Origin of the sequence: Cellulosimicrobium cellulans (assembly GCF_016907755.1) — a bacterium.
In the GTDB taxonomy this organism is placed as follows: domain Bacteria; phylum Actinomycetota; class Actinomycetes; order Actinomycetales; family Cellulomonadaceae; genus Cellulosimicrobium; species Cellulosimicrobium cellulans_D.
Genome location: NZ_JAFBCN010000001.1, coordinates 4,526,118 through 4,549,304, shown reverse-complemented (window position 1 = coordinate 4,549,304; position 23,187 = coordinate 4,526,118). Strand labels below are relative to the sequence as shown.

Here is a 23,187-nt window from a genome sequence, read left to right as displayed (position 1 = left end):
TCACGACCGCACGCGTACCGCCCGGAGGGCGACGCCTACCGCCAGCACCGCCGTCCCCGCTGCGACGCTCGGGAGCGGGAGCGTGGCGACCAGCGCGACGCAGCCGAGCGCGCCGAGCACCTGGAGCGCGCGCGGGTACAGCCGGTGCGGGGCGGTCTGGCGCAGCGCCGAGAGGTTCGCCACGAGGTAGTAGACGAGCACCCCGAACGACGAGAACCCGATCGCCCCCCGCAGGTCGGTCGTGAGCACGAGCACCACGACGACCGCACCCACGGCGAGCTCGGCCCGGTGCGGCACCCGGTGCACGGGGTGCACGGCCGCGAACCACGCGGGCAGGTCGCCCGTGCGCGCCATCGCCAGGCCGGTCCGGCTCACGCCCGCGAGCAGGGCGAGGAGGGCGCCGGCGCTCGCGGCGACGGCGCCGACGCTCACGACCGGGCCCGCCCACGTCCACGACCCGGCCGCGACGGCGTCGGCGAGGGGCGCCGCGGACGCCGCGAGCGCCTCCGGTCCGAGCACCGCGAGCAGGACCACCGCGACGACCGCGTAGAGCACGACGACGGCCCCGAGCGACACGAGGACGGCGCGCGGGATCGTGCGGCGCGGGTCGCGGACCTCCTCGCCCAGCGTCGCGACCCGCGCGTACCCCGCGAACGCGAAGAACAGCAGGCCCGCGGACTGGAGGACGCCGTACCAGCCGCCGTGCGCGCCGTCGGGGTCGAGCACCGCCGACCAGCGCGGCGCGGTGCCCGCGAGGCTCGCGACGACGGCCGTCGCGATCGCGAGGAGCGCCACCGCGACGATCGCCCGGGCGAGGCGCGCCGTCCGCGTCACGCCCCGGTAGCCCACGGCCGTGAGCAGCACGACGGCCGCGGCGGCGACGGGGCGCTCCCACCCGGGCGGGGCCGCGTACGCGGCGAGTACGAGCGCCATCGCCGCGCAGCTCGCCGTCTTGCCGACGACGAACCCCCACCCGGCGACGTACCCCCACCAGGGGCCGAGGTGCTCGCGCCCGTACACGTACGTGCCGCCTGACGTGGGGTGCTGCGCGGCGAGCTGGGCGGACGACGTCGCGTTCGCGTACGCGACGACCGCCGCCAGCGCCAGCCCGACGAGCAGCCCCGTCCCCGCCGCGGCGGCCGCGGGGGCGAACGCGGAGAACACGCCCGCGCCGACCATGGACGCGAGCCCGACGACGACGGCGTCCGTCGTGCCGAGGCGGCGCGCGAGCGAGGGCTGGCCCGGTGCGGTGGTCACCCGGACAGCGTGCCAGGGCAAGGTGTCCGGAAGGTGTCGGCGCCCGCCCCGGGGAGTGGTCGGGGCGGCGTCGGCGAGCGGGTACAGTTCCCGCCGGTGTCCCGTTCCCGGTCGTCGTCGACCGGACCCGTCGCACGGGGAGACGGGCTGTCCGCTACGGCGAGGACGGCGGTGCAGGGGTGGTCGCAGGACGGGCGCGGCGCGCAGGACGGACGCTGCGTGCCGGGTCGGGGGTCGCGCTCGTGTGCGCCGTCCTCCTCGGTGCTCCCACGGTCGCGAGCGCGGACACGGGCGACGGGCTGTCGGAGACCTCGCGCACGCGGTACGAGGTCGACGGGTCGGGCCCGGTCCGCGTGACGGTCACGACGACGATCCGCAACGAGCAGCCCGCCAGCGGGAGGTACGTCTACTACTGGGACGCGTACGGGATCCCCGTCCCGGCGGGCGCGACCGACGTCTCGGCCACGAGCGGCGGGGCCACGCTCCCGGTCACCCTCGAACCCACCGAGGACCCGTCGACCCGCATCGCCGGGGTGTCGTTCTCCCCGCTGAACTACGGGCGCGAGCGGACCGTCGAGTGGGCCTACACGATCCCGGGCGAGCCGATCCGCTCGGAGGGGTACACGCGCGTCGGGCCCGGCTACGCGACGTTCGCCGTGAACGCGGCGGGCGACCCGGGCCAGGTCACCGTCGAGATCGCCACGCCCACGTCGATGGACTTCGACAGCACGTGGGACGGCTTCACGCCGGTCCTCGAGGGGGAGACCCGCACCCACCGCGCGACCGAGAGCACGGACGACTACGGCACCTGGGCCTTCGTCTCGCTGCGCGACCCGGCCCAGGCCGACGAGACGAGCGTCGACGTCGGCGGCAACGAGCTCGTGCTGGAGAGCTTCCCGGGCGACGCCGAGTGGAGCGGCTTCGTCGAGGCGCAGGTGGTGGCCGGCATGCCCGTCCTGGAGCGCGCGGTGGGCATGCCGTGGCCGGGCAGCCTGGAGCGCATCCGTGAGGACGTGTCGCCCGGGGTGCTCGGGTACGCGTGGTTCGACTCGGCCTCCTGGGAGATCGTCATCCCCGAGGACCTGGACGCCGGGCTCCTGTTCCACGAGCTCTCGCACGCGTGGCTGGCCGGGGACCGGTTCGCGGACCGGTGGGTGTACGAGGGTCTGGCCGAGGTCGTCGGGCAGCGCGTCGCCGCCGAGACCGGCGGCCCGGCGGAGCCGCGGCCCGCGCCCGCGCGCGACGCGGCGGACGCCCTGCCGCTCGCCGCGTGGCAGGAGGTCGACCTGGACGACGGCGCGGGCGCCGCCGAGGAGTACGCCTACGCCGCGGCGTGGACCGCGATGTCGGAGCTCGTCGGGGGGCTCGACGACGACGCCCTCGGCGCGCTCGTCGCGGCGGCCCACGCGGGCGAGAGCGCCTACGACGAGCCCGGCACGCTCGACCACCCGGGCGTCACCGACGGCCGTCGTCTCCTCGACCTCGTCGAGGTGCGCGGCGGCGTGACGGGCGCCGAGGCGACGTACCGGACGTGGGTCGCCGACGCCGACGAGACCGCCCTGCTCGACGCGCGGGCCTCGGCCCGCGAGGCGTACGCCGCCCTCGACGCGGCGGACGGCGCCTGGTTGCCGCCCGCCGGCCTGCGCGCCGCGATGACCGACTGGGCGTTCGACGACGCCGAGGCGGCCCGCGGCGCGATCGGTGCCGACGCGGCGGAGGCCGCCGGCCAGGTGCAGCAGGCCGCCCGCGCCGCGGGCCTGCCCGACCCGGCCGCCGTGCGCGCCCAGTACGAGGACGCCGGGTCCGCCGAGGAGTACGTGGCGCTCGCGACCACGCTGCCCCGCGCGGTCGAGGTCGTCGGGTCCGTCGGCGACGCCGTCGTCGCCGCCTCGGGCGGTGGCCCGCTCGCGGACCTCGGGCGGCTGCTCCTGGACGTCGACGGCTCCGTCGCGGACGCCCGCGCCGCGCTCGACGACGGTCGGCTGGACGACGCCGCGACCGCGGCCGGCGACGCGTCGTCCCGCGCAGCCGCCGCGCCCTGGCTCGGGACCGGCGGCGTCCTCCTTGTCGTCGTGGCGCTCGCCGGCGCGGTCGTGCTGCTCGTCCGCCGTCGCGCACGGCGTCGCTCGCAGCCCGTGGGCGAGCCCGCCGTCGACGGCGACGAGCCCGACGAGGCGACGCCCGCTGACGGCGAGCGGCCTGTTGACGGCGAGCGGCCTGCTGACGGCGAGCGGCCTGCTGGCGGCGAGCCGACGCCGGACGAGGAGCCGGTGAGGGCGTAGCCCTTGGCAGGGGCCGCGTCAGGCGGCGGACGTGCTGACGAGCTCCTCGCCCTTGACGAGCCGCCCGTCCTTCACGATCGCGACGAACGCCTCGTCGGGACGCCCCACGAGCGACAGGTCGGCGACGGGGTCGCCGTCGACCAGCACGAGGTCGGCGATCGCGCCCTCCGCGACGACGCCGAGGCGGCCCGGGTACGGGTTGCGCGCGCCGGACATCGCGAGCAGCTCGGCGTTGCGGATCGTCGCGAGCTGGAGCACCTCGGCCGGCGAGTACCACCGGGTGAGCTTGGCGAGCATCGCGCCCTGGCGGCGCGCGAGCGCGGGCTCGAACAGCACGTCGGTGCCGAACGCGACGTCCACCCCGTGCTCGATCGCGAGCGCGTACGCCGTGTCCGTGCCCGCGACCATCTGCTCGAGCTTCTTGCGACTCGGCCCGGAGAGGGGCGGCGCGTCGTCGTCGTCGAGGAACGGCTGGAGGCACAGGCGGACGCCGCGCTCGGCGAGGAGCGCGATCGTCGGCTCGTCGAGGAGCTGTCCGTGCTCGATGCAGCGCACGCCCGCCTCGACCGCGGTGCGGACGGCGTGCGGCGTGTACGCGTGCACGGTCACGTACGTGCCGTGGTTCTCGGCGGCCTCGACCGCCGCCCGGAGCTCGGCGAACGTGTACTGCGAGACGTCGAGCGGGTCGTAGCTCGACGCGACGCCGCCGCCGGCCATGAGCTTGAGCTGCGACGCCCCGTGCATGAGCTGCTCGCGCGCGGCGCGCAGCACCTCCGCCGGGCCGTCCGCGATCGCGGCCGCGCCGATGATCTCGCCGCGGCTCAGGTGCCCGACGACGCCGCGCGGGGTCTCGTACGGGAGGCGGAAGTCGCCGTGCCCGCCGGTCTGGGAGATGAACGCGCCCGACGGGTAGATCCGCGGCCCGGGCACCACGCCCTCGTCGATCGCGCGCTTGAGCCCGAACGACGGGCCGCCCAGGTCGCGCACCGTCGTGAAGCCGCGCAGGAGCGTGTCGCGCGCGCTGACGACCGCGGCCGCGAACACGTAGCCGACGTCGGCGGTGAGCGCGACGAGCAGCGGCACGGTCGCGAAGGACGCGTGCCAGTGCGCGTCGATCAGCCCGGGGATCAGCGTGCGGCCGGTGCCGTCGATCGTCGGCGTGCCGGGCGGGACGTCGTCCTCGGTGCCGGCGGGCACCACGCGGGCGACGAGGCCGTCGCGCACCGTGACGTCCTGCGGCGGCGTGACGACACCCGCCTCGCTGTCGAACACCGCGACCCCGCGGACGACGAGCGTGCTCGTGCTGGTCATGGGACTCCTCGGGACGGTGCGGGCGGGCCATCGCGAGCGTAGCCGCGGGGCCCCAGAGCGGCGAGAGGTGAGAAGTGGCCCCCCGGGACACGCTCCGAGGGGCCACGTCTCACGTCTCGTCCGAGGACGGTGCGGTCACGGCATGCCGGCCAGGTGGGCGTCCACCGAGGTCGCGAACGCGTACCCGTTGCTCGCGTCCCAGTTGATCGACCACGTCATCGCCCCGCGGATGTCGGGCCACCGGGCCGGGGGCACGAAGCTCCCGCAGCGCGTGCCCGCGGCGAGGCAGCTCAGCGCGTCGTTCACGACCGACGGGTTCACGTACCCGCCGCCCGCCGCCTGGGTGGTGGCCGGCAGGCCGAGCGCGACCTGGTCCGGCCGCAGCGCGCTCTGGAGCTGGATGCACGACAGCGCGGTGAGGAAGTTCACCGTGCCCTGCCCGTACGCCTGCATCTGGTCGCAGCCGAGCATGGTGCCCGAGTTGTAGTACTGCGTGTGGACGATCGTGAGGATGTCCTTGATGTCGAGCGCGAGCCGGAAGTAAGAGCTGCCCGTCGACTGCATGTCGATGGTCTGCGGCGCCATCGTGATGATGAGGTCCGGCCCGACGGCCGCCCGGACCTGGCGCAGCGCCTGCCCCATGTACGTCGGGTTGACCCCGTTCTCGAGGTCGATGTCGACGCCGTCGAACCCGTACGTGTCGATGAGCCCGATCACGCTGGTCGCGAAGGCCGACGCCGCGGCCGCGCTGCCGACCGACACCGTGCCCTTCTCGCCGCCCACGGACAGGATCACGTGCTGGCCGCGCGCGTGGAGCGTCGCGACGTCGGCCTTGAGCTGGTCGTTCGTGTAGCCGCCGAGCGCGGCGGACAGGCCGGGGTCGACGCCGAACGTGACGGCGCCGGGCGTGCTCGGGACGGCGTCCGCGAACGCGACCGCGACGAGGTCGTAGGACGTCGGGACGGCCGACAGCCGCAGCGGCGTGGCCCCGTTGACGAAGTTCTGCCAGTACCCCGTGAGGAGGTGCTTCGGCAGGGCCGCGGTCTGGCAGCCGCTCGTCGAGCCCGTCACGGTGGCGGCCGGGGACTCGCCCGTCGCGTTGTAGGCGCGCACGGTGTAGGTGTGGCTCGAGCAGGCCGCGAGCCCGGTCAGCGTCGCGCTGGTCCCGGTGACGGTCGTCCGCAGGGTCGTGCCCTCGTAGACGCGGTACCCCGTGACGGTCCCGGTCGAGGCCGTCCAGGCCAGACCGAGCGAGGTGTCGGCGGTCGTCGCCACGCGCAGGGCGGTGGGCGCGCTGGGGACACCGGTCCCGCACCCGGCCGTCGTGACGGTGACGCTCCCGGAGCGGGGCGACTCGCCCGCGGTGTTGTAGGCCGCGACCGAGTACGTGTGCGGGGTGCACGCCGCGAGCCCGGAGACGGTGGCCGAGGTGCCCGTGGACGTCGCGACGACCGTGCTGCCCTCGTAGACGCGGTAGCCCGTCACCGTGCCCGAGGACGCGCCCCACGAGAGGGCGGCCGACGTCGAGGTGACCGTCCCGGCGACGGGCGTGCCCGGCGTGCCCGGCACGACGGGCGGCGGGCCGCCCGCGCCCTGGAGCGAGACGTCGTCCGCCTGGTAGGCGCCGGTGCCGTACCAGCCGTGGAGGTAGACCTGCGTGGTGCTGCTCGCGGCGGTGAACGTGACCGTGAGGCGGGTCCAGTCGGTCGCGCTCGGGGTCCAGGTCGAGGTGCCGCCGTCGACCCCCAGGTAGACGTAGCTGCCGCGCACCCAGGCGGAGAGGGTGTACTGCGTGCCGGCGACGGTCGGGACGGACTGCGAGCAGCGCGCGTTGTCGAGGCCCGCGGGGGTCCCTTGCAGCGCCTTGGTCCCCGTCCGCACGGGGGTGGAGACGACGGCTCCGGACGTTCCCGAGCAGGTCCAGGGGCTGAGCGTGCCCGACTCGAAGCCCCCGTTGGCGAGCACCTCCTCGGCGGAGGCGGGGGCGGCGGTCAGGGCGAGGCTGGAGACGAGGGCCACGGCCAGTGCCGCGGCGGCGGTGCGAAGTCTGTTCATGTCTGCTCCGTTGCAGGTCGAATCAAACTCTCAGGGAACTTAACGATGCACTCCTTATGAACCCGCACCGGGAGGAGTTCGTCAAGTGCTGCTCGCGGCGGGCGCCGAGACCTGGGGGACAATGGGTGGCAGCACTGCCTGCCAAGACGAGGAGTACTCCGTGCCCCAGGGAACTGTCCGATGGTTCGACGCCGACCGAGGGTTCGGCTTCATCGACCTCGGGAACGAGGCGGAGGACCTGTTCGTCCACGCGTCCGAGATCGTCGGCGACGACGGGCCCAAGCAGCTCCGGGAGGGGCAGGTCGTCGAGTTCGAGGTGGGCGAGGGCGACCGCGGGCCGCAGGCGCGCCACGTCCGCGTCACGGGCGACCGGGCTGCCGACGCGCCCCTGGGCGTGCTCGGCACCGTCGCCTGGTACGAGCCGACCAAGGGCTACGGCTTCGTCACGCCGGACGGTGACAGCGCCCAGATCTTCCTGCACAGCTCGGCCATCGTCGGGGGTGGCGTGGTCTCCGAGGGCCAGCGGGTCGCGTTCCTCGTCGTCGAGGGGGAGAAGGGTCCGCAGGCGGACCACCTGCTGCCGCTCGGGGCGCAGGCCGCGCAGCCCGCGACCGACGGCGCGGACGGCACCGTCTCCTGGTACGACGACGTCAAGGGCTTCGGTTTCGTCGTCCCCGACGGTGGCGGCGACGACGTCTTCGTGCACGTCAGCGCCCTGGGCCGGGGGCTGACCGAGCTCGCCGAGGGCGCGCGCGTGACGTACGACGTCGTCGCGGGCGACAAGGGGCCGAATGCCCGCAACGTGCAGCTCGTGCGCGGCTCCCGCGGCGCGCGCCCGTCCGCGGACCGTGGCCGCCCCGACCGCTCGGACCGCTCCGGCCGTCCGGGAGGGTCCGGCAGGCCGGTGCGTGGGGGTGAGGGCACCGTCGCGCGCTACGACGCGGACCGTGGCTTCGGGTTCATCACGCCCGACGCCGGGGGCGAGGACCTGTTCGTGCACGTGTCGGTCGTGCGCGACGACGAGGTCCTGGAGGAGGGCGACCGGGTCCGGTTCGCGGTGCGCCAGAGCGACCGGGGCCCGCAGGCGGACCGCGTCGAGCTGCTGTGAGCGAGGGCGGGGTCGGCGCCCGGCGCACCGACCCCGCCCGCACGGCAACGGGCGCCGGGGACGCTCAGCGCCCCTCGGCGACCTCGTGACGAGTGTCGTCCGACCGTCGTCGGCGAATTGACCTGGAGGACCGCGGGCGCCGTCCCTAGGGTCGTCGGATGAACGCCCAGGAGATCCGTTCGGCCTACCTCGAGTTCTTCGCCTCACGGGGTCACGCCGTGATCGAGCGAGCGCCCCTGGTGCTCCGCGAGGATCCGACGACGCTGTTCACGGGTGCCGGGATGCAGCCGCTGATGCCCTACCTGCTGGGTGCCCGGGAGCACGACGCCGGGCCCCTCCTGGTCGACTCGCAGCCGTGCGTCCGGGCGCAGGACATCGACGAGGTCGGGGACCGCCGGCACACGACGTTCTTCGAGATGCTGGGCAACTGGAGCCTGGGGTCCGCCGACGTGGAGCAGCAGGTCCGCTGGTTCGCCGAGTTCCTCGCGCACGTCGGCGTCGACCTCGAGCGCCTGTACGTCACGTGCTTCCGCGGGTCGCCCGAGCACGGGATCCCTCGTGACGACGAGGCCGCACGGGCCTGGGTCACGGTGTTCGCGGAGCACGGGATCGCGGCACGGCTCGTGGACGTGGGGTCCCGTGCCGACGGCGACCGTGACGGGATGCGCGGCGGCCGGGTCTTCCTCTACGACGCCGAGGAGAACTGGTGGAGCCGGGGAGGCGGCCTGGACGGCACGCCGGTCGGCGACCCCTGCGGGCCGGACTCGGAGGTCTTCTACGACCTCGGCCCCGAGCACCACGACCCGTCGGCCGGTGAGCCCCATCCCGCGAGCGACGGGGGCCGGTTCGTCGAGATCGGCAACCAGGTGTTCATGCGCTACCGCCGGACCACCGAGGGCTTCGCCCCCCTCGACGAGCCGAGCATCGACTTCGGGGGCGGGCTCGAGCGCATCGCCGCGGCCGCCATGGCGAGCCCCGACGTGTTCGACGTGAGCCTCCTGCGTCCGCTGGTGGACCGGCTCGAGGCGCTCAGCGGCCGCGCGTACGAGGACGACCCGCGCCCGTTCCGCGTGATCGCCGACCACGTCCGGGCCGCGACGTTCCTCGCCGCGGACGGGGTGCGCCCGGGCAACAAGACGCACGGGTACGTCCTGCGGCGGCTCGTCCGCCGGGCGGTGGTGCACGCCCTCCGCCTCGGCCTGGACGAGCGGTTCGCCGACGACCTCGTCGCCGTCGTGGCCGAGACGTACGGCGACGCCTACCCGGGCCTGGTCGCGCAGCGCGAGGAGCTGAGCACGGTCCTGCGCGACGAGGAGTCGCGCTTCCGTCGCACGGTGCACCGCGGGCTCCGGGAGCTCGAGAAGCTCGCGGGCGCGACGGTCACCGGGGACGACCTGTTCGTGCTGGCGGACACCTGGGGCTTCCCCGTCGAGCTGTCGGTCGACGAGGTCCGCCGCCGCGACATGGCGCTCGCCCCGGACTGGCGGGAGGGCTACACGCTGCAGCGGGAGCGCCAGCGGGCACGCTCGCGGGCGGCCCTCACGAGCGGGGAATAGTTCGCCCTGAGTGAAGGTTGAGCCTGACAGACTCAAGTTCTGGCGAGCGGGCTTGCGCGCGAGCGCACCCCGTGCCTACCTTGAGTGAAGCAGACTCAACCCGGTGTGCCCCGGCGCGCGTGCGCCGTCGGGCACCCCATCCACAACGGAGGCAGCACACATGGCACGAGCAGTCGGGATCGACCTCGGCACCACCAACTCGGTGGTCGCCGTCCTCGAGGGCGGAGAGCCCACCGTCATCGCGAACGCCGAGGGGTCGCGCACGACGCCGTCGGTGGTCGCCTTCTCCAAGACCGGCGAGGTCCTCGTCGGCGAGGTCGCCAAGCGTCAGGCGGTCACGAACGTCGACCGCACCATCAGCTCGGTGAAGCGCCACATGGGCACCGACTGGTCGGTGGAGATCGACGACAAGAACTACACCGCGCAGGAGATCTCCGCGCGCATCCTGGGCAAGCTGAAGCGCGACGCCGAGGAGTACCTGGGCGAGCCCGTCACCGACGCGGTCGTCACCGTCCCGGCGTACTTCAACGACGCCGAGCGTCAGGCGACCAAGGACGCCGGGCAGATCGCGGGCCTCAACGTGACCCGCATCGTCAACGAGCCCACCGCGGCCGCCCTCGCGTACGGCCTGGAGAAGGGCAAGGAGGACGAGCTCATCCTCGTCTTCGACCTGGGTGGCGGCACGTTCGACGTCTCGCTCCTCGAGGTCGGCAAGGACGAGGACGACTTCTCCACGATCCAGGTCCGCGCGACCTCGGGCGACAACCGCCTCGGTGGCGACGACTGGGACCAGCGCATCGTCGAGCACCTCATCAAGCAGGTGAAGAACAGCTCGGGCGTCGACCTGTCGAAGGACAAGATCGCGCTCCAGCGTCTGCGCGAGGCCGCCGAGCAGGCGAAGAAGGAGCTCTCGTCCGCGACGAGCACCACCATCTCGATGCAGTACCTCTCGATGAGCGAGAACGGCCCCATCCACCTGGACGAGAAGCTCACGCGCGCCCAGTTCCAGCAGATGACGCAGGACCTCCTCGACCGGACGAAGGCCCCGTTCCACAAGGTCATCTCCGACGCGGGCGTCTCCGTCTCCGACATCGACCACGTCGTGCTCGTGGGTGGCTCCACCCGCATGCCGGCCGTGACCGACGTCGTCAAGGAGCTCACGGGCGGCAAGGAGCCGAACAAGGGCGTCAACCCGGACGAGGTCGTCGCCGTCGGCGCGGCCCTGCAGGCCGGCGTCATCTCCGGTGACCGCAAGGACGTCCTGCTCATCGACGTCACCCCGCTGTCCCTCGGCATCGAGACCAAGGGCGGCGTGATGACCAAGCTCATCGAGCGCAACACGGCCATCCCGACCAAGCGCAGCGAGATCTTCTCGACGGCCGAGGACAACCAGCCGTCGGTGCTCATCCAGGTGTTCCAGGGCGAGCGCGAGTTCGCGCGCGACAACAAGCCGCTCGGCACGTTCGAGCTCACCGGCATCGCGCCGGCCCCGCGCGGCGTGCCGCAGATCGAGGTCACCTTCGACATCGACGCGAACGGCATCGTCCACGTCGGCGCCAAGGACCGCGGCACCGGCAAGGAGCAGAAGATGACGATCACGGGCGGCTCGGCGCTGCCCAAGGACGACATCGACCGCATGGTCAAGGAGGCCGAGGAGCACGCGGCCGAGGACAAGAAGCGTCGCGAGGAGGCGGAGACCCGCAACCAGGCCGAGGCGTTCGTGTACTCGACCGAGAAGCTCGTCTCCGAGAACAAGGAGAAGCTCCCGGCCGACGTCGTCACCGAGGTCGAGGCCGACATCGCGTCGGTGAAGTCCGCGCTCGAGGGCGAGGACGCCGACGCCGTGAAGACCGCGCACGAGAAGCTCGTCGCGTCCTCGCAGAAGATCGGCCAGGCGCTCTACGCCTCGGCCGAGCAGGAGCAGGCCGCCGGCAACCCCGGCGCCGCGCAGGACGACGCCACCGCGGCCGCGGGTGCGACGTCGGCTCCGGACGAGGACGTCGTCGACGCCGAGATCGTGGACGACGAGGACGACAAGAAGTGACGTCCCCCGAGGACCGGGGCCCCGAGGAGCAGGCCGGGCGCGAGCCCGGCCAGGGCCCCGAGGACAAGCCGTTCCAGTTCACCGACAAGCGCAAGGTCGACCCGGAGACCGGCCGCCCGCGCGAGGGCGCGGGCGCCGGCTCCGCCGGTGGCTCGGCCGGGGACGACGCGGAGACGGACCCGCTCGCGGGCCTCGACTTCGAGCCGTCCGACGAGGCCGAGGTCGACGCGGCCGTCCTGGCCGCCAAGGCCGAGGCCGCGGAGCACCTCGACGCGCTCCAGCGCGAGCGGGCGAGCTTCACGAACTACCGCAACCGCTCGCTGCGCGACCAGGAGGCCGCGCGGGCGAAGGGCGTGGAGGACGTGCTCGCCGGGCTCCTGCCGGTGCTCGACGACATCGACCGCGCACGCCAGCACGGCGAGCTCACGGGCCCGTTCGCCGCGATCGCGGAGAAGCTCGACGCGAGCCTGGGCAAGTTCGGCATCGAGCGCTACGGGAAGGTGGGGGAGGAGTTCGACCCCACCGTCCACGAGGCGCTCATGCACCAGGTCGACCCCGAGGCGACCGTGGCCACGGTGAACCTCGTCATCGAGCCGGGCTACCGGATCGGGGACCGCGTCGTGCGCGCCGCGCGCGTCTCGGTCGTCGGCCCCGAGTAGGCCGGGTCCTCCGCCCGTGCCCGACGGCGCGGCGCACCTCCCGCGCGGAGGTGCGCCCCGCCGTCGGGCACGCGAGGATCACCACGACGAGCGCATCGACGGGCACGTCGACGAGCACAGCACCACCAGCAGCACACCGACACCCGAGACACGAAGGACCAGGACCACGACCACCGACTGGAGGGAGGCGCCGTGACCGGACAGGACTGGATGGAGAAGGACTTCTACGCCGCGCTCGGCGTCCCCAAGGACGCCGACGACGCCACGATCAAGAAGGCCTATCGCAAGCTCGCGCGCAAGTACCACCCGGACCAGAACCAGGGTGACGAGGGCGCGGAGGCGAAGTTCAAGGAGATCGGCGAGGCGTACGCCGTGCTGTCGGACGCCAAGGAGCGCGAGCAGTACGACGCGATCCGGGCGATGGCCGGCGGCGGTGCCCGCTTCTCCGCGGGGCCCGGCGGCGCCGGGGGCGCAGGCTTCGAGGACGTGTTCGGCGGCATGTTCGGCGGCGGCGGCCCGGGCGGGACCCGGGTCCGCTACTCGACCGGCGGCCAGAGCGCGGGCGGCTTCGAGGACATCCTCGGCTCGATGTTCGGCGGCGCGGGCGCGCAGCAGTTCGGCGGCGGTCCCCGCCCGCGGGCCGGGTCGGACGTCGCCGCGGCCACGACCCTCCCGTTCCGCCAGGCGGTCGAGGGGTCGACCGTGACCTTCACCGTCGACGGCCGCAACGTCACCACCCGCATCCCGCCGGGCGTGCGCGACGGCCAGAAGATCCGCCTGCGCGGCAAGGGCCGCCCCGGCATGGCGGGCGGTCCGGACGGCGACCTCGTCGTCACCGTGCACGTCACCCCGCACCCGGTGTTCTCGCTCGACGGCAACAACCTGCGCGCGACCGTCCCCGTGACGTTCGCCGAGGCGGCGCTCGGGGCGACGATCGCCGTGCCCACGCTCGACGGTGCGTCGGTCAAGGTCAAGGTCCCGGCCGGGACGCCCTCGGGGCGCACGCTGCGCGTCAAGGGCCGCGGAGTGAAGACCGCGAAGGCCACCGGCGACCTGCTCGTCACCGTCCAGGTCGCGGTGCCGCAGAAGCTGTCGAAGGCCGCGCGCGAGGCGGTCGAGACGTTCGCCGCCGAGACGGACGGCCAGGACGTGCGCGCCGACCTGGTCCGCCAGGCCGCGGAGTAAGGGGGCCGTGATGGCCCACCGGAAGACTCCTGACCTCTCGGTCGGCGAGGACGCACGTGGCGTCGGGCGGGGTCCGGCGAGCGACGTCGACCAGGACGCTCCCGTCCTCGTCATCTCCCAGGCCGCGACGCTGGCGGGGATGCACCCGCAGACGCTGCGCCAGTACGACCGTCTCGGCCTCGTGGTGCCGCGCCGCACCGCGGGCCGGGGGCGGCGGTACTCGCTGCGCGACGTCGCGAAGCTGCTCGAGGTGCAGCGGCTGAGTCACGACGAGGGCATCAACCTCGCGGGCATCCAGCGCATCCTCGCGCTCGAGTCGCAGGTCGAGCGCCTGGAGCGCCGCATCGAGGCGCTCTCCGCGCGCGTCGAGCCCGGTGGCCGGGTGTTCGCGGCCGCGGCGAGCGGCGACGTCGTCGTGGTTCCGCGCGGGCGCAGCGTGCGCCGCGGGGTCGAGGAGGCGCTGCGCGAGTCCCTCGTCGAGCACGGCGAGGCGCGCGCGCTCGTCATCTGGCGACCCCGGCCCGACGACGCGGGGTCCTGACCCCCGGTCCGCCGGGGGCTCAGCTCCGGTGGGCCTCGCGCGCGACGAGCGCCGCGGCGGCCGGGACGAGCGCGACCTCCGAGGGGTCGAGGCCGGGGTCCGCGGCGCGGGTCCGCGCGGCGGCGTCGAGGTGTCGCACGAGCACCGGGTCGGCGAGGTGGAGGAACGCGTCCAGCAGGACCCGCGCGCCGGGCGCGAGCTCGTCGTCCTCGTCGGCGGCGACCTCCGCGAGCACGACGGCGGTCACGGCGAGGTCGAGGCCGGCGGGCCCGAGCCGGGCGTTCGTCCAGTCGAGGACGGCCGGGCCGTCGGCGGTGAGCACGACGTTGGCCGGGTGCAGGTCGAGGTGCACGACGCACGCCGTCCCGGCGGCCGGGTCGTCGAGGGCCGCGAAGGACGGCGCGGTGAGCGCCGCGTACGCCTGCTCGTCCGGCGCCGGCGGCGGGACCGCGTGCAGCGCGTCGTGCAGGGCGACGAGGATCCGGGCCGACGCGGCGAGCGACGTCCGGCCGCCGAGGATCGACTGGAGGAGCGTCGGGCCCCGCAGGAGCTCCATGGTGAGGTCGCCGTCCGTCGCGGCGTCGACGCGCGGGGCGGGGAAGCCAGCGGCGCGCACGTGCCGCATGACCTCGGCCGTGCCGACGGTGTCGGCCCCGGAGCGTGAGCGTCGGAGGACGCGGTCGGCGCCGACCGCGTACAGGTCGGCGTCGGCGCCCGAGAACAGCGGCGCTCCGAGCGAGGGGGCCATGAGCCGACGCTACGCCTCTCCTGCCCCTCCTGACGAGGGCCGGGCACCGGCCCGCCCACGCATTTCCGCAAGAATGTCGTGCGCTAATTCCGCGCCATTCCTGCATTTCTTAGCAAGGCCTTCCTTGCTATACATCCCGGAATTCCGGGAATACCGTGGAGGTGGAAGCCCGGCCCGCCACGGGTCCTCGGAGAACAGGAGATCGCGATGAGCAGCCTCACGGAGATGCCCCAGGTCGTCGAGTGTTCCATCGACGGGTGCGGCTACAACCACGACCACGGGTGCCACGCCGGCGCGGTGACCATCGCCGGTCACGCGGGCGACGCCGAGTGCGCGACCTTCATCCCGCTGGGGACCAAGGGCGGTCTCGAGAAGGTGCTCGCGCACGTCGGGGCGTGCCAGCGCACCGACTGCGTCCACAACTCCTCGCTCGAGTGCGCGGCCCCGTCGATCCGCGTGGGCGCCGGTGCGTCCGGCGAGGACAAGGCCGACTGCCTCACCTTCACCCCGCGCTGACGCGCGACCCCGACTCCTCGGAGGCGGCCGGTCGGCCGGTCGCCCACGCCCCCGGACGCCCCGGACCGCGCGCTCGCCCGCGTGGACCGGGGCGTCGCCGCGTCGTCGGTGGTCGTCAGCGCTGGAGCGCGTCGAGGAGCTGGACGGCGGCGGTGTGGGTGCGGGGGAGCGGTTCGAGCCAGACACGCGGGGGCCGGCGCAGGATCGCCGTGACGCCCAGCGCGAGTCCCGTGCGCTCGATGTTGTGGCGGAGCACGGTGCGCAGCGTCTCGTCGTCGGCGCCGCGTTCCCCGAGGACGACGAAGAGCCCGTCGCCGAGGGAGGCCATGGGGTGGCCGTCGCCGAAGGTGTGCGTGAGCGCGCGACCCATCGCCGCCGACCGGGCGAAGCGCTGCCACCCGGTCAGGTGGTCGAGCGCGACGTCGACGACGAGCAGGCCGTGCGTCGCGGCGGCGTCGACCCCCGCGCGCTGCGCGACGCCGTACGTCTCCCGGAGCCGTTGGACCAGGTACTGGGACGTCGCGAGACCGGACTCGGGGTCCATCACCTCGGGTGTCACGGGGGTCGCCTCGTAGCCGTCGGACCACCCGACGGCGACCGCGCGGAGCAGGTCGGTCCCGGGTTCGCGGTCGTGCGTCCGGTACAGGCACACCACGTCGTCGATGGCCTCGCCGATCCCGACCCCCGCCTCGGCCCGCACCCGGCCGAGCCGCTCGGCGGCCGGCGTCCCGTCCCGCTCCTCGCACAGCGCCTCGACGAGGGCGTCGACGGCAGGGTGGTACCAGTCGCCCGGTCGCAGCCAGATGCGCTCGGCGCTCGCCCGACGCCAGCGCTCGCGCACGGTGTCGGGAGCGGGCACGGTGTACCCGTGGAGGTGGTCCATGTAGATGAGACGGGCGAGCGGCCGATCCATGACGCGGGGTCGGCGAAGAAGTTTCCGGGACGGCGGGTCCGGGGTGAAATCGGGCGAACAGGGAGGACTCCGACCGTTACCGTTCCGTCGTCGGAAGCCCTCTGCCCCGAAGTTGGACGGGCGTCTACTATGGCCACCGTACGCCTCGGTCTGGGGCGGTCTCCGGGGCGGGTGAGATGACGCAGGCGCAGGAACGGGTGTGGAGCGAGGCGTTCAGCGACGCCGAGCTCATCACGGCCGTGCGCGGGGGCGACACCAGCGCCTACGGCGCGCTGTACGAGCGCCACGCCGCCGCGGCCCGCACGGTCGCGCGCCAGTACGTCCGGTCCACGGCCGACGCCGACGACGTCGTCTCCGACGCGTTCGCCCGCACGCTGTCGGTGCTGCAGGGCGGGGGCGGTCCCGACGTCACCTTCCGCGCCTACCTCTTCACCGTCGTCCGACGCCTCTCCTACGATCTCGTCAACGGAGCGCGCCGCACCCAGCCGACGGACGACGAGCGCACGTTCGAGACGGCGTTCGGCCCCATGGCGTCCACCGAGGACCCGACCCTCGAGGGGTTCGAGCGCTCGACGGTCACGCGCGCCTACCAGGACCTCCCCGAGCGGTGGCGCGCCGTCCTCTGGTACACGGAGGTCGAGAACCTCTCCCCGGCCGAGATCGCGCCGATCCTCGGCCTCACCGCGAACGGCGTCTCCGCGCTCGCCTACCGGGCTCGGGAGGGCCTGCGGCAGGCGTACCTCCAGCAGCACCTGACGTCTGTGCCCGCCGAGGAGTGCCGCACGGTCAACGCGCTCCTCGGGTCGTACGTGCGCGGCGGGCTCGCCAAGCGCGAGACGGCGCGCGTGGAGTCGCACCTCGAGAGCTGCGGCGAGTGCCGCGCGCTCGTGCTCGAGCTGGGCGACGTGTCGCACGGCATGCGCGCCGTCATCGCCCCGCTGGTCCTCGGCGTCGGCGCGCTCGGCCTCGTCGGGACGGCCCTCCCGACGTTCGGCGGCGCGGCCGTCGCCGGCGGTGTGGGTGCCGCCCTGCAGGGGTCGTCCAGCGGGGGCGCGGGATCCGCGGGCGGGTCCGGGGCGGCCGGCGGGTCGGGCGGAGCCGGGGCGGGTGCCGGGGGCGCTGGCGCGGCCGGGACGAGCACGGCCGGGACCGGTGCCGCCGGCGGCGCGGGTGCTGCCGCGAGCGCGGCCGGTGGTTCCGGTGGCGCGGTCGGGGCGGGCGCGGCGTCGGTCGGCGGAGCCGCGGCGGCCGCCGGCGGTGCTGCAGCCGGTAGCGGCGCGCTCGCCGCCGCTGGCGCCGGCGGTCTCGTCGCCCTCGTCACGTCGGCACCGCTCGCGGCGGCCGCCGTCACGGTCGGGGTGCTCGCGGTCGCCGGGCTCGGGGTCGCTGGTGCCCTCGGCGTGTTCTCGCCGGACCCGGTACCCACCCCGACCTCGCAGTCCTCGCCGTCCCCGTCCGCGTCCCCGACCACGGGGACCACGACGACGCCGGACCCGGCCACCGACCCGACGTCGCCCACGAACGTCCCGCCGGCCCCGACCGACGAGACCGCCGCCGGGACGGGCGACACGACCGGGACCGGCGGCGGGTCGCCCACGGACGGCACCACCCCGGTCGGGTCGACGCCGGGCACGACCACGTCGGGCGGGTCCACCGACCCCGGCACCGGTACGCCCGCGCCGACCGACCCCGGGACAGGGACGCCTGGACCGACCGACCCGGGCACGCCGGAGCCCGCCCCCGCGGACCTGGGCCTCACGCTCGGAGCCGACGTCGTCCTCGTCGCGCGGCAGCCCGCCGACGTCCGGATGACGGTCTCCAACTCCGGCGGGCGCGCGGCGCAGAACGTCGCCGTCGAGGTCGACCTGCCGCCGGGCGTGGAGACCGTGACCTCGACGGTGGTCTCGCGCGGAGCGTCGGTCGCTCCCGTGCTCCGGACGGCGGCCCTGCCCTGCGGGCCGACGGCGGGTGGCGGCACGCTCACGTGCGCCATCGGGGTGCTCGCGCCCGGCGAGGTCCGGGACCTCGTCGTCACGGTCACGGCCCGGGGCGGCGGCTCCTACGAGTTCCCCGCGCGCGTGACGGCGGATGGGCTCCCGACGGTCAGGACCAGCCTGAAGCCGCCGCCGCTCGACTACGTCGGTGCGGAGGTCCGGCTGGACGAGGAACGCGTCACGGTGCCCGCGAACCCGGGGGTCTCGCCGCTCACGCTGACGGCGACCAACACGGGCGACCGCGCCGCCCGCGGCGTGAGCTTCACGGTCCCGCGGCTGCCGGAGGGCCTGTCCGTCCGCCCGACGAGCGACGCGTGGACGTGCACCACGCAGGACTGGGCCCGCTCGCTCACGTGCGAGCGCGACGTCGTCCTGCCGGAACCGACGCGTGGTGCGGGAGCGGGCACCGAGGTGAGCCTCGACGTCGAGCTCCGGGCCGACGGCAGCTACGTGCCGTCCGCCCGCCAGGAGCCGGACGGGTCGATCCGCGTGGAGCCCGCCGCGTTCCCGGTGCAGGTCAGCGCCGGCGGCGCGGGCGGGGCTGTGACCGCGGAACGGACGATGACCGCTGAGGTGCCCCTCGCGTGGCTCGGTGCCGAGGACGTGCGCGTCCGCGCGGAGAACGTCGCCGGGGAGGTGCGGTACGTCGCGGAGGTCGTGAACACGACCGGGGCCCCGGTCACGGTCGACGTGGTCGTCCCCGACACGCCCGCCTGGTCGGACGCCGAGGTCCCGGGGCGCACGAGCGTGGACGAGAAGGCCGGACTGACGGTCGACGTGAACGCGCCCTCGGTCCCCGAGAGCATGATCCTCCTCACGCAGGAGCGGCTCCTGGCCGGCGAACCCGTTCCCGCCCGGCCCGCGAGCGACCTCGCACTCACGCTGCCGCCGCAGGCGATCGCGCCCACGGCTCCGGCGCCGTCGGTCGGGCAGTGCGTGTTCGACCCCGCGACGGACACGTCGTCCGCGCCCGTGAGCCTGACCTACGACAACCGGGCGTCGACCCTGCCGGTCGTGTTCTCCGTCGACGGCCGCCCCGACCTGACGGCGACGGTCGCGGGCGGGGCCACGCGGGTCGTCGACCTGCCGCGCGCCGGGACGCAGGCCGCGACCTACACGGTGCGCGCCGACGGCCACGAGCTCGGCAGGCACACGGTGGGCGCCGTCGACTGCTTCCGGTGGTCGGTGACGGGCAGCGCCTCCGCCGGCTGGTCCGCGGAGTCCCGGGCCGTCGTCGTGGAGGGTGCGTTCCACAACGGCCACGCGGCGACCACCGTGCGCGTCGTCATGGACGCGGGCGGCCTCGGGACGACCGAGGCCGTGGACGTCGCCCCGGGCGAGGACGCGACGCTCACGCTCGACACGGGCTCGCGCGACGTCGCGGCAGGCACGGTCGTCTTCCGTGCGACGCGGCTCGGCGGACCCGGAGGGGCGCAGACCGTGACGGCCGCGTACGACGCGGTCCGGCACGCGCCGGCGGTGGGCGCGCCGAGCGTCGGGACGTGCGTGCTCGACCCGAAGACCGAGCTCGCCTCGGCCGCGGTCTCGTTGCGCTACGACAACACGCGGTCGACGGTCCCGGTCGTCTTCTCGGTCGAGGGCCGGCGAGACCTGACGCGCACGGTCGACGGCGGTCGTGCCGTGACCGTCGACGTGCCGGGTGGCGTGGGCCAGGAGACGCTGCGGCTCGCGGTGCTCGCGGACGGTGCTCCGCTCACGAGCCACGACGTCGCGGGCGTCGACTGCTTCGACTGGGATCAGGTCACCGGTGCGGCGACCGCGACGGCGACCTGGGTGGTGCCCTCCGGCGCCGGGGTCGGGACGTCCGTCGTGACCGGCACGTTCCACAACCCGTACGCTGCGACCACGCTGCGCGTGGGGATGTCGACGCCGCACGGCGACGCCGCGCCGGTCGACGTGGCCCCGGGCGCGGACGCGACGTTCACCGTGGACGCGAAGGCGCTGTCCGTCCCGGCCGGGACGGCGACGTTCACGGTCGAGCGCGCGGCGCACACCGGTCCGGGCCCGAAGACGGTCGAGGCCCGGTATGCCGCCGTGACGTACGCCCCGCGCTGGGCGACCTCCGCGACGGTCGACGCCCGCTGGCAGGACGGGTCGGTCAAGCTCGTCGGCACGCTGACCAACGACTCGCCCGAGACCGTCGACGTGGTCATGTCGGCCGCGGGCCACGGGGACTCGGCTCCCGCGCAGCAGGTCGCGCCCGGCGCGACCGTGACGCTCACCGTGGACACGCGCGCGCTCGACGTGAAGCCCGGCTCCGTCACGTTCCGCCAGTCGCGCACCGTGCTCGGCACGCCCTTCGCGGACGCGCGCCTCACCGCGCGGTACCAGGGCGACGGCTACCGGCCCGACTGGTCGGCGACCCCGACCGTGTCCGCGCGGTGCACCGCCGGGACGGGTGGGGTCGTGCTCACCGTCGGGCTGCGCAACGACTCGGCCGAGGCGATGCACGTCGTCGCCCGCACGCCGTTCGGCGACCGCGACCTGGGCGACGTCGCCCCCGGGGCGAGCGCGGGCGCCGACCTCGCGACCGGGGCGCTCGCGGTCAAGGCCGGCAAGGTCGAGCTCGCGCTGTCGCGCACGGTGCTCGGGGTGCCCTTCGCCGAGACGCTCCCGGTCCGCTACGACGCGGTCGACTGCGCCGTCGAGGAGCCGACGGCGAGCCTCGTCCTCGGCGACCCGTACTACGACGCGCAGCGCGGCCACTCGTACCGCGCCGTGTCGGTGCTGCTCGACAACTCCGGCTCGAACGTCCCGGTGACGTTCCGGGTCACGGGGAACGCCAAGGGCGAGTGGACCGTCGGGGCCGGGGAGCGCCGCACCGAGAGCCTGGGCGAGGCCCCCTGGTCCGGGGCGACGTACGTCGTCCACGCGGGCTCGTGGACGGAGCAGCTCAAGGTCGACGACTTCACGGCCGTGGCCGCGTGCGCCCCGGAGTGGGAGGCGGGCGTCTGGTACGACCACGACACCGAGGTCTCCTACCGCGGCTGGAACTACACGGCGCGCAACGGCAGCGTCTTCGTGCGGCCGGACCACGACCCGCTCGGGCTGTTCTGGCAGCGCGGCGCGCGCTGCGGCGAGGGCTGAGGGCCGCGACGTCTCGCTCGCCGGTGACGGCGCGTGGTCGACGAGCGGGCTACGGCAGGACGTCCGCGAGCGCGTCGTCCACGGGCCGGTCGCCGCCGACGAGGTCGAGGACGAGCCCGGCGGACCGCGGCTCGTGGAGCACCGCGGCGAGGACGAGCGCGACGTCGTCGCGCGTCACGTCCGAGCGCTCTCCGACGGCGGCCCCGGGCTTGCGGCGCTTGCCGCGCGGCTTGTCCGTGTCCCCGACGGGCGCGAGCGCGACGAGGCCGACGCCCGGGTCGTCGGTGAGGTGTCCGGGGCGCACGATGGTCCAGGCGAGGTCGGCGCGGGCGCGCAGGTCGTCCTCGGCTGCGGCCTTGGCGCGCAGGTAGGCCCAGAACACGTCGTCGACGTCGTCGGGCCGTTCGTCGGCGCGCGCCGCCTCGACGCCGCGGGACGAGACGAGGACGTAGCGCCCGACGCCCGCGCGCTCGGCGGCGTCGGCGAGCAGCGCCGCGCCCGCCCGGTCGACCGTGTCCTTGCGCGGTGCCCCGCTGCCGGGACCGGCGCCGGCCGCGAACACGACGGCGTCCACGCCCTCCAGCTCGAACGACACCGCGACGGCGTCGTCCTTCTCGAGGTCGATGAGCGCGACGTGCGCGCCGAGCTCGGTGAGGTCCGTGATCTGCGCGGCGGACCGCACGAAGGCGACGACGTCGTCTCCCCGCTCCACCAGGGTCCGGGCCAGGCGACGGCCGACCTGGCCGTGACCTCCCGCGATGACTGTGCGCATGGGCCGAACGTATCGCCGTGCGGGCGAGTGCGCCCGGCGAGCGGCGGAGCCCTGGGCGGCCCTGCCGCCGGGACGCCGGGCGTCCTGGGGCGGGGTTGCGCTGCCGGGCGCGTGGTCCCCCACGTACCCCCACGTCGACCGCGGCCCGGCAGCGCGGGTCCTCAGGCGGCGTCCCCCGTGCCGCCGAGGACGACGGGGGTCTGCGGGTCGAACCGGTAGCCGAGCCCGCGGACCGTGGTGATGACGTGCTCCAGCCCGAGCTTCTCGCGCAGGCGGCGCACGTGGACGTCGATGGTGCGGCTGCCCGCGGCGACCTCGTGGTCGGCCCACACGGTCTCGAGCAGCTCGGCCCGTGTCACGACGCGGTGCGCCGTCCGGGCGAGGTAGGACAGGAGCTCGAGCTCCCGGAAGGTCAGGCGCGCGGACCGGCCCTCGACCGTGACCGTGCGGCCCGCGGGGTCGATGACGACGCGCGGCACGGGCGACAGGGTCGCGAGCCGCTCGCGGAAGGCCGCGATGTCCTGCACGGGCGACGACGTCGCCGTCGTGGGCTCCGCGAGGGCGAGGGCCGTGTACGTCTCGGCGCTCGGCAGCCAGTCGCGCGCGAGCTCGCCCAGGGCCTCGGCGAGCTCGACGAGCTGAGCCTGCGGCTGCTCGCCCGGCGCGGCGTCGACGCCGACGTAGAGCACGAAGCCGGGGTTGCGGCGGGGGGCGGCGTCCGCCGAGGCCGGGCGGGTGGGCGCGACCGCGGCGTGCGGCGCGGCGGGGCGCTGCGGTGCGAGGGCTCGGGGCGCGGCGGCGCGGGCCGAGGTGCGGCGGGCGGGACGGGTAGCGGTGAGCGTCATGGTGGCTCCGGGTGCGTCGGGCCGACGGCGTCGCCGGGGAACCGGCGGGTCGGCAGGGGTCGAGGGCTGAACCGAGGTGCGGGAGAGGGTTCAGGCCTGACAACAGACGCACATGACCGCGCCCGGGAGCGCGCCGGACGGCGCGCTGGCGGGACGGGTCGAGGTGCTCACGGGAGCGAGCATGGCAGCGGACCGCACGGTACGCCAAGGGGAGCCCGGGAACTTCTCAGCATGCGGACCGTGGGAGTCTCGCGTTCCGGGCTCAGGCGCCGACGTCGGGTGACGCGGCCGAG

16 protein-coding genes are annotated in these 23,187 nt (G+C 75.0%); 9 read left to right on the top strand and 7 right to left on the bottom strand.

What is annotated here, in order from left to right; translation table 11 throughout:
- Complete coding sequence (locus tag JOE63_RS19655) at window positions 1-1,179, bottom strand: APC family permease (RefSeq protein WP_204543864.1); 1,179 nt, start codon at window positions 1,177-1,179, stop codon at window positions 1-3.
- A 257-nt stretch (window positions 1,180-1,436) separates the two neighbouring features.
- Here JOE63_RS19655 and JOE63_RS19650 point away from each other — a divergent pair, with 257 nt between their 5' ends.
- Window positions 1,437-3,539: a hypothetical protein gene (locus JOE63_RS19650; RefSeq protein ID WP_087470028.1), complete on the top strand. Its 2,103-nt coding sequence runs from the start codon at window positions 1,437-1,439 to the stop codon at window positions 3,537-3,539.
- 18 nt (window positions 3,540-3,557) lie between these two features.
- Here JOE63_RS19650 and JOE63_RS19645 read toward each other — a convergent pair whose 3' ends face one another.
- Complete coding sequence (locus tag JOE63_RS19645) at window positions 3,558-4,850, bottom strand: metal-dependent hydrolase family protein (RefSeq protein ID WP_087470027.1); 1,293 nt, start codon at window positions 4,848-4,850, stop codon at window positions 3,558-3,560.
- Between the two features lie 135 nt (window positions 4,851-4,985).
- Window positions 4,986-6,905 (bottom strand): glycoside hydrolase family 18 protein, encoded by a 1,920-nt coding sequence (locus JOE63_RS19640; RefSeq protein ID WP_204543133.1) that lies wholly within the window; start codon window positions 6,903-6,905, stop codon window positions 4,986-4,988.
- Between the two features lie 160 nt (window positions 6,906-7,065).
- On the opposite strand from JOE63_RS19640, the gene JOE63_RS21530 reads away from it, so the two are divergent.
- The 6 genes from JOE63_RS21530 to JOE63_RS19610 all read left to right on the top strand — a co-directional run bounded on the left by JOE63_RS21530 (window position 7,066) and on the right by JOE63_RS19610 (window position 13,998).
- Window positions 7,066-8,013 (top strand): cold-shock protein, encoded by a 948-nt coding sequence (locus tag JOE63_RS21530; RefSeq protein WP_087470025.1) that lies wholly within the window; start codon window positions 7,066-7,068, stop codon window positions 8,011-8,013.
- Between the two features lie 158 nt (window positions 8,014-8,171).
- Complete coding sequence (locus JOE63_RS19630) at window positions 8,172-9,569, top strand: alanine--tRNA ligase-related protein (protein ID WP_204543132.1); 1,398 nt, start codon at window positions 8,172-8,174, stop codon at window positions 9,567-9,569.
- 160 nt (window positions 9,570-9,729) lie between these two features.
- Entirely contained in the window at window positions 9,730-11,613 is a 1,884-nt protein-coding gene (dnaK, locus tag JOE63_RS19625; protein ID WP_204543131.1) for a molecular chaperone DnaK, read from the top strand.
- Window positions 11,610-12,272, top strand: a complete 663-nt coding sequence (grpE, locus tag JOE63_RS19620; protein ID WP_087470022.1) for a nucleotide exchange factor GrpE — start codon at window positions 11,610-11,612, stop codon at window positions 12,270-12,272. The genes dnaK and grpE overlap by 4 nt, the downstream gene beginning before the upstream one ends.
- A 192-nt stretch (window positions 12,273-12,464) precedes the next feature.
- On the top strand, window positions 12,465-13,457 hold the full coding sequence (locus JOE63_RS19615) for a DnaJ C-terminal domain-containing protein (RefSeq protein ID WP_204543130.1): 993 nt from the start codon (window positions 12,465-12,467) through the stop codon (window positions 13,455-13,457).
- Window positions 13,458-13,596: 139 nt separating this feature from the next.
- The gene (locus tag JOE63_RS19610) at window positions 13,597-13,998 is read left to right on the top strand and encodes a heat shock protein transcriptional repressor HspR (RefSeq protein WP_239578483.1); all 402 of its coding nucleotides are present in this window, start codon (window positions 13,597-13,599) and stop codon (window positions 13,996-13,998) included.
- A 19-nt stretch (window positions 13,999-14,017) separates the two neighbouring features.
- On the opposite strand, the gene JOE63_RS19605 is transcribed toward JOE63_RS19610, so the two are convergent.
- Entirely contained in the window at window positions 14,018-14,746 is a 729-nt protein-coding gene (locus JOE63_RS19605) for a phosphotransferase family protein (RefSeq protein WP_204543129.1), read from the bottom strand.
- Between the two features lie 207 nt (window positions 14,747-14,953).
- Between JOE63_RS19605 and JOE63_RS19600 the strand changes: the two genes are divergently transcribed.
- Window positions 14,954-15,262 carry a DUF1540 domain-containing protein gene (locus JOE63_RS19600; RefSeq protein ID WP_204543128.1) on the top strand — a complete coding sequence of 103 codons (309 nt, stop codon included), beginning with the start codon at window positions 14,954-14,956 and terminating at the stop codon, window positions 15,260-15,262.
- 115 nt (window positions 15,263-15,377) lie between these two features.
- Here the strand turns inward: JOE63_RS19600 and JOE63_RS19595 are convergent, their stop codons facing one another.
- Window positions 15,378-16,175 carry a hypothetical protein gene (locus tag JOE63_RS19595; protein WP_239576770.1) on the bottom strand — a complete coding sequence of 266 codons (798 nt, stop codon included), beginning with the start codon at window positions 16,173-16,175 and terminating at the stop codon, window positions 15,378-15,380.
- A gap of 176 nt (window positions 16,176-16,351) precedes the next feature.
- Here JOE63_RS19595 and JOE63_RS19590 point away from each other — a divergent pair, with 176 nt between their 5' ends.
- Complete coding sequence (locus JOE63_RS19590; RefSeq protein WP_204543127.1) at window positions 16,352-21,277, top strand: sigma-70 family RNA polymerase sigma factor; 4,926 nt, start codon at window positions 16,352-16,354, stop codon at window positions 21,275-21,277.
- A gap of 49 nt (window positions 21,278-21,326) precedes the next feature.
- Here JOE63_RS19590 and JOE63_RS19585 read toward each other — a convergent pair whose 3' ends face one another.
- Both JOE63_RS19585 and JOE63_RS19580 read right to left on the bottom strand, forming a co-directional pair.
- On the bottom strand, window positions 21,327-22,049 hold the full coding sequence (locus JOE63_RS19585) for an NAD(P)-binding oxidoreductase (RefSeq protein ID WP_087470016.1): 723 nt from the start codon (window positions 22,047-22,049) through the stop codon (window positions 21,327-21,329).
- Window positions 22,050-22,210: 161 nt separating this feature from the next.
- The gene (locus JOE63_RS19580; RefSeq protein ID WP_087470015.1) at window positions 22,211-22,894 is read right to left on the bottom strand and encodes a winged helix-turn-helix domain-containing protein; all 684 of its coding nucleotides are present in this window, start codon (window positions 22,892-22,894) and stop codon (window positions 22,211-22,213) included.
- Between the last annotated feature and the right edge of the window lie 293 nt (window positions 22,895-23,187).

Coding starts and splice junctions, on each gene's coding strand:
- JOE63_RS19655 (WP_204543864.1), bottom strand. CDS start 1,179: ATGGTCGGCGCGGGCGTGTTCTCCGCGTTCGCCCCCGCGGCCGCCGCG.
- JOE63_RS19645 (WP_087470027.1), bottom strand. CDS start 4,850: ATGACCAGCACGAGCACGCTCGTCGTCCGCGGGGTCGCGGTGTTCGAC.
- JOE63_RS19640 (WP_204543133.1), bottom strand. CDS start 6,905: ATGAACAGACTTCGCACCGCCGCCGCGGCACTGGCCGTGGCCCTCGTC.
- JOE63_RS19630 (WP_204543132.1), top strand. CDS start 8,172: ATGAACGCCCAGGAGATCCGTTCGGCCTACCTCGAGTTCTTCGCCTCA.
- dnaK (WP_204543131.1), top strand. CDS start 9,730: ATGGCACGAGCAGTCGGGATCGACCTCGGCACCACCAACTCGGTGGTC.
- JOE63_RS19610 (WP_239578483.1), top strand. CDS start 13,597: ATGCACCCGCAGACGCTGCGCCAGTACGACCGTCTCGGCCTCGTGGTG.
- JOE63_RS19605 (WP_204543129.1), bottom strand. CDS start 14,746: ATGGCCCCCTCGCTCGGAGCGCCGCTGTTCTCGGGCGCCGACGCCGAC.
- JOE63_RS19600 (WP_204543128.1), top strand. CDS start 14,954: ATGAGCAGCCTCACGGAGATGCCCCAGGTCGTCGAGTGTTCCATCGAC.
- JOE63_RS19595 (WP_239576770.1), bottom strand. CDS start 16,175: ATGGATCGGCCGCTCGCCCGTCTCATCTACATGGACCACCTCCACGGG.
- JOE63_RS19590 (WP_204543127.1), top strand. CDS start 16,352: ATGACGCAGGCGCAGGAACGGGTGTGGAGCGAGGCGTTCAGCGACGCC.
- JOE63_RS19585 (WP_087470016.1), bottom strand. CDS start 22,049: ATGCGCACAGTCATCGCGGGAGGTCACGGCCAGGTCGGCCGTCGCCTG.
- JOE63_RS19580 (WP_087470015.1), bottom strand. CDS start 22,894: ATGACGCTCACCGCTACCCGTCCCGCCCGCCGCACCTCGGCCCGCGCC.